Below are 3989 nucleotides of genomic sequence, written 5' to 3'. Positions count from 1 at the left end.
CTGGTACCCTTTTTTCTGAGCAAAACTCCCCATTTGAACGGCAGGGCGAGCGTACCTAAAAACAATTCTCATTTTTGTGCTTAAGAAATGCCGTCAATTCTCAGAAAAGGCGGGTTAAGGTCGTTGCTGGTACCCTTTTTTTTGAGCAAAACTCCCCATTTGAACGGCAGGGCGAGCGCACCTAAAAACAATACAAATACAAGAACCTTGCAGGGATAACTGGACTTCCCCCCAAGAAAAATAATGAAACCCTTACCGCAAGGTAGTCTTGGCGATCGATGGACTACCCTTGACTGCCTACAATCGACTCGGAAGGGTAACTGGAGCCTGTTTTGATTGATCGCACCTGTGCTTTCCTTATCAAGCGATCGCTGGCTCTAGCCAAGAGCTGCCATGGACATAGAACAAATAAACTAATAGCAAAAGCCTTGCTTTGCAAGGCTTTTAGGTGCTTAAATTACAAATGTATGGAAATTTCAGTTTTAATGGTCGCTATCTTAGGTGTTATTTGTGGGGCTGAGGGGTGGACAGACTTGACAATCTAGCCATCACACTGCGAAGATGTGTGATGGGAGATTCTTGCTTCACAGGAACCTGCTTTTTGAGACGAGTCCCAACGAGTCTTATAGTCTCCTTGGTCTTGGGGCTATCTAGGGCTTGGTGATAGATTAGGGCATAGGGATAGGTACGAAAGAATGACAGACTTAGTTGATCATTTCAAAGTGCAATCCCTCTCTGAGAAAGGAATTGCACTTTGGGATGTTAGTCACGACTATTGAGAATTGGTATTAGCCATTTTTTCCTGGACTCTAGCCACTATTTTCAGAGATTGCTGTAATGCGGATTTGTTGACATCCGTTTAGGTGGATTGACCGGCCAGAAATTGTCTTTGATAGTCTAAAAACTCGCCATGCCATTCCGCAAAACGCCGCTCCCCATCTCTGACTAAAAATTGGCGGTAGGCTTCCGAGGAAATCCAAGGCTTTGTTGGACGTTGTTGGGCCGAACGAGCTTGGTATTCAGCCGTTGATTGACGGCAGTCGTTGTGATAATTTTGGTGCCATTCGCGATAGCGCCGTTCTCCATCGCGCACGAGGGCTTGGCGATAGGCTTCTGAAGATAGATTCATGGTGTTACTCCTTTTCAAATACCTTGATGGCTTGGCCAGAATTATAACACAATCCGTGAACTACCCAGTGCTGACCTCTCGTCAAGATATGCCCTTGCCCTCAGTTGCCAGGTTTCTTTGCTATCTCAACTGCTGCATTTTGTCCCGCTTTGCGTTGCTACCCTTTAACCAAATTTAGTAGGACCAGCAAAGAAATTAGGTTCTTCGGTTTGTCTTGTGCAATGGACGGGGTTATAAGGAATGAAACCTTTATAGAGACAGACATTGCCGCAATTTTTGTCAATTGTTTGCGATCTGGATCGAACTAATCAATTAAATCTCTTGCCAGATAAGGATTGAGTCGATTTATGCCCCCCTATCGAACCATACCAAGTCCCGAAGAGCCAGAAATTAGTAAAAGCTGTTTATAGGTGTCTTAAACCTTGTGGCAAAGGGCCACAGCTAACCTAATTCAAGAAGTCTAATTCTTCTTGTTTTTTCTCCTCGGTTAACATTGAAGAAGTTTGACTGTATCCTACTCTTTCTTGTCTTTCGTACCCAGCTTGTGTTCTGACATAGAGAGCTTGATTGTAAACTAATCTTACACAGCCCAAGGTGTGCCGCAATAGCGACTCTTGTTCGGGTGTTGGGTAAAATCGAAACTAATAGGCTTTCTCCACGCCTCACATTCTAGCATATATGGTGTAAATGCGCTAGTATTTAATAGTAAAGCCAACCTGAAACGACGGGGTTTCAGACCAAAATTTTCGATGATGTTGTTTAATTTGATCGTAACCTATTGTAGGTAGAATATACACTTTAGTTATTAATATGGTAATTTTTTTGTCCTGGGGAGCCTGATTGAGCAAAGAAATGCTATATTTCTATTAGCACCCTTGCCAAAATCTCTGGAGAGTTGAGTTACTAATATGGTGAAAATTATCGGTCGTCAATCCTTGGGAAGAAAACCCGTTTACGATATTGGTGTGGAGAAAGATCATAATTTTTTGCTGGGCAACGGGTTAATTGCCTCCAATTGTTTTAATAAATCTCACTCTACCGCTTATGCTTACGTCACCTATCAAACCGCTTATTTAAAAGCTAATTATCCTGTGGAATATATGACAGCGTTACTAACTGCTAGTAGCGATAATCAGGATAAGGTGGAAAAGTATCGAGAAAACTGTCAGAAAATGAATATCGATGTCGAACCTCCCGACATCAATCGATCGCAAAAACATTTTACCCCGATTGGACGCAAAATTCTCTTTGGTTTGTCCGCAGTTAGAAATCTGGGCGAAAATGCGATCGAGGCTATTTTAAAAGCGCGGGAAGCAACAGGAGGAAAGTTTACTTCCTTAGGTGATTTTTGCGAGCGTGTTGATTTGCGATTGGTCAACAAAAGAGCTTTAGAAACGCTAATTTATTGTGGTGCTTTTGATAAAATTCAACCCAATCGCCATCAATTAATTGAAGATTTAGAATTAGTAGTTGCCTGGGCGCAAAAACGCACCAAAGAGAAAGAAAGTGGTCAAATGAATATTTTTGATATGCTAGGAGGTAGCACAGAAAATAAACAAGAATCCGAGTTTGAACAGTCTCCCAGTGCGCCGGCAGTGGAAGATTTTTCCCTACAGGAAAAGTTAAAACTGGAAAAAGAACATTTAGGTTTTTATGTTTCCGAACATCCTTTAAAAGCTTTACAAAGAGCCGCTCAAGTCCTATCTCCTATCAATTTAGCCGACTTAGAAGAACACAAAACCAGAAAAAAAGTCAGTGCAATTGTCCTATTAAATGCCGTTAAGAAAATTATGACCAAAAAAGGGACTCCCATGGCTTTTTTAACCCTAGAAGATGCCTCGGGACAGTCGGAAGCGGTGGTTTTTTCCGATACCTATGAACGTCTGCAAAAATTATTAGTGGAGGAAGCAACTTTAATGGTGTGGGGAAAAATTGATCGCCGAGATGATCGGGTACAATTAATTATCGAAGATGCGGAACCGATCGAAACCATTAAAATGGTGATGGTTAATTTATCGATGCAAGATGTCGTCAACCAAAATCGTCAAAATCTTCTTAAAAGTATTCTGCAATCGGGAGACAAACAAAAGGCAAAAGTTCCCATTATTGCCACCATTGGTGCGGGAACTCAGCGTCAATTTGTGCGTTTAGGACAAAACTATTGGGTAGAGGATGACAATTCGGTGCTAGAGTCTCTGAAAGTTGCGGGTTTTCAGGCTAATTCTGCACCTCTGATTAATCATTAAATGCTAACTGGCAATCACCCAAGAGCCATGGCTGCGCCAATATTGTTCCTGTAAAACCTTCTCGATTTCCTGTTTCGATAATAATTCTCTTTCGACCCACAAATCAAGACAAATATGGATTTTGATCACCTCTTTGACACTATTGCTACTCTTGTCCTCCATCATTCTCCTAGTGGAATGGAAACGGAAATCGATCGCCTGTTACTAGAACGCTTTCAAGAGTTAGGATTAGAAACATGGCAAGATCAAGCGGGAAATGTCATCGGCAAAATTAGAGGACAGGATTCGACCCAAAAAATTGCTATTACTGGTCATAAAGACGAAATTGGTGCTATTATCAAAGCAATTAATCCCGATGGTACTCTGCAAATTCGCCAACTCGGAGGAGCTTTTCCTTGGATTTACGGAGAGGGAGTGGTAGATATTATCGGTGATCAGGAAACAAGATCGGGGATTCTCTCCTTTGGTTCCCGTCATCGAAAATTTTGGGTGGGAAACCCCGCCGTTCTAGGTTGGCTTTACGTTAGAATTAAAAAGACCGTCTCGAAAACCAAGTGGGCGGACAGCACCTTGAAAACTCGGCTTAGGGGGTTCGGTTCAGAAAAGCTTGTCCG

The 3989-nt window shown here is 42.2% G+C and carries 3 protein-coding genes and 2 pseudogenes; 2 read left to right on the top strand and 3 right to left on the bottom strand.

Annotation, left to right across the window (positions count from 1 at the left end; translation table 11 throughout):
• Nucleotides 1–859: 859 nt before the first annotated feature.
• Both IM319_RS06970 and IM319_RS06965 read right to left on the bottom strand, forming a co-directional pair.
• Nucleotides 860–1129 (bottom strand): hypothetical protein, encoded by a 270-nt coding sequence (locus IM319_RS06970; protein ID WP_286823775.1) that lies wholly within the window; start codon nt 1127–1129, stop codon nt 860–862.
• 407 nt (nt 1130–1536) lie between these two features.
• A pseudogene (locus IM319_RS06965) lies at nt 1537–1788 on the bottom strand (helix-turn-helix domain-containing protein); the annotation flags it as partial.
• Nucleotides 1789–2037: 249 nt separating this feature from the next.
• Between IM319_RS06965 and IM319_RS06960 the strand changes: the two are divergent.
• Nucleotides 2038–3375, top strand: a complete 1338-nt coding sequence (locus IM319_RS06960) for an OB-fold nucleic acid binding domain-containing protein (protein ID WP_287735102.1) — start codon at nt 2038–2040, stop codon at nt 3373–3375.
• A gap of 3 nt (nt 3376–3378) precedes the next feature.
• Here IM319_RS06960 and IM319_RS06955 read toward each other — a convergent pair whose 3' ends face one another.
• The gene (locus tag IM319_RS06955) at nt 3379–3504 is read right to left on the bottom strand and encodes a hypothetical protein (RefSeq protein ID WP_256378254.1); all 126 of its coding nucleotides are present in this window, start codon (nt 3502–3504) and stop codon (nt 3379–3381) included.
• On the opposite strand from IM319_RS06955, the pseudogene IM319_RS06950 reads away from it, so the two are divergent.
• Nucleotides 3490–3989, top strand: a pseudogene (locus tag IM319_RS06950) (hypothetical protein); the annotation flags it as partial. The gene IM319_RS06955 and the pseudogene IM319_RS06950 sit on opposite strands and share 15 nt — an antisense overlap.

It is taken from the genome of Microcystis sp. M113S1 (assembly GCF_020246945.1).
GTDB lineage: Bacteria > Cyanobacteriota > Cyanobacteriia > Cyanobacteriales > Microcystaceae > Microcystis.
This window is presented reverse-complemented; position numbering and strand designations above follow the sequence as displayed.

Coding starts and splice junctions, on each gene's coding strand:
- IM319_RS06960 (WP_287735102.1), top strand. CDS start 2,038: ATGGTGAAAATTATCGGTCGTCAATCCTTGGGAAGAAAACCCGTTTAC.
- IM319_RS06970 (WP_286823775.1), bottom strand. CDS start 1,129: ATGAATCTATCTTCAGAAGCCTATCGCCAAGCCCTCGTGCGCGATGGA.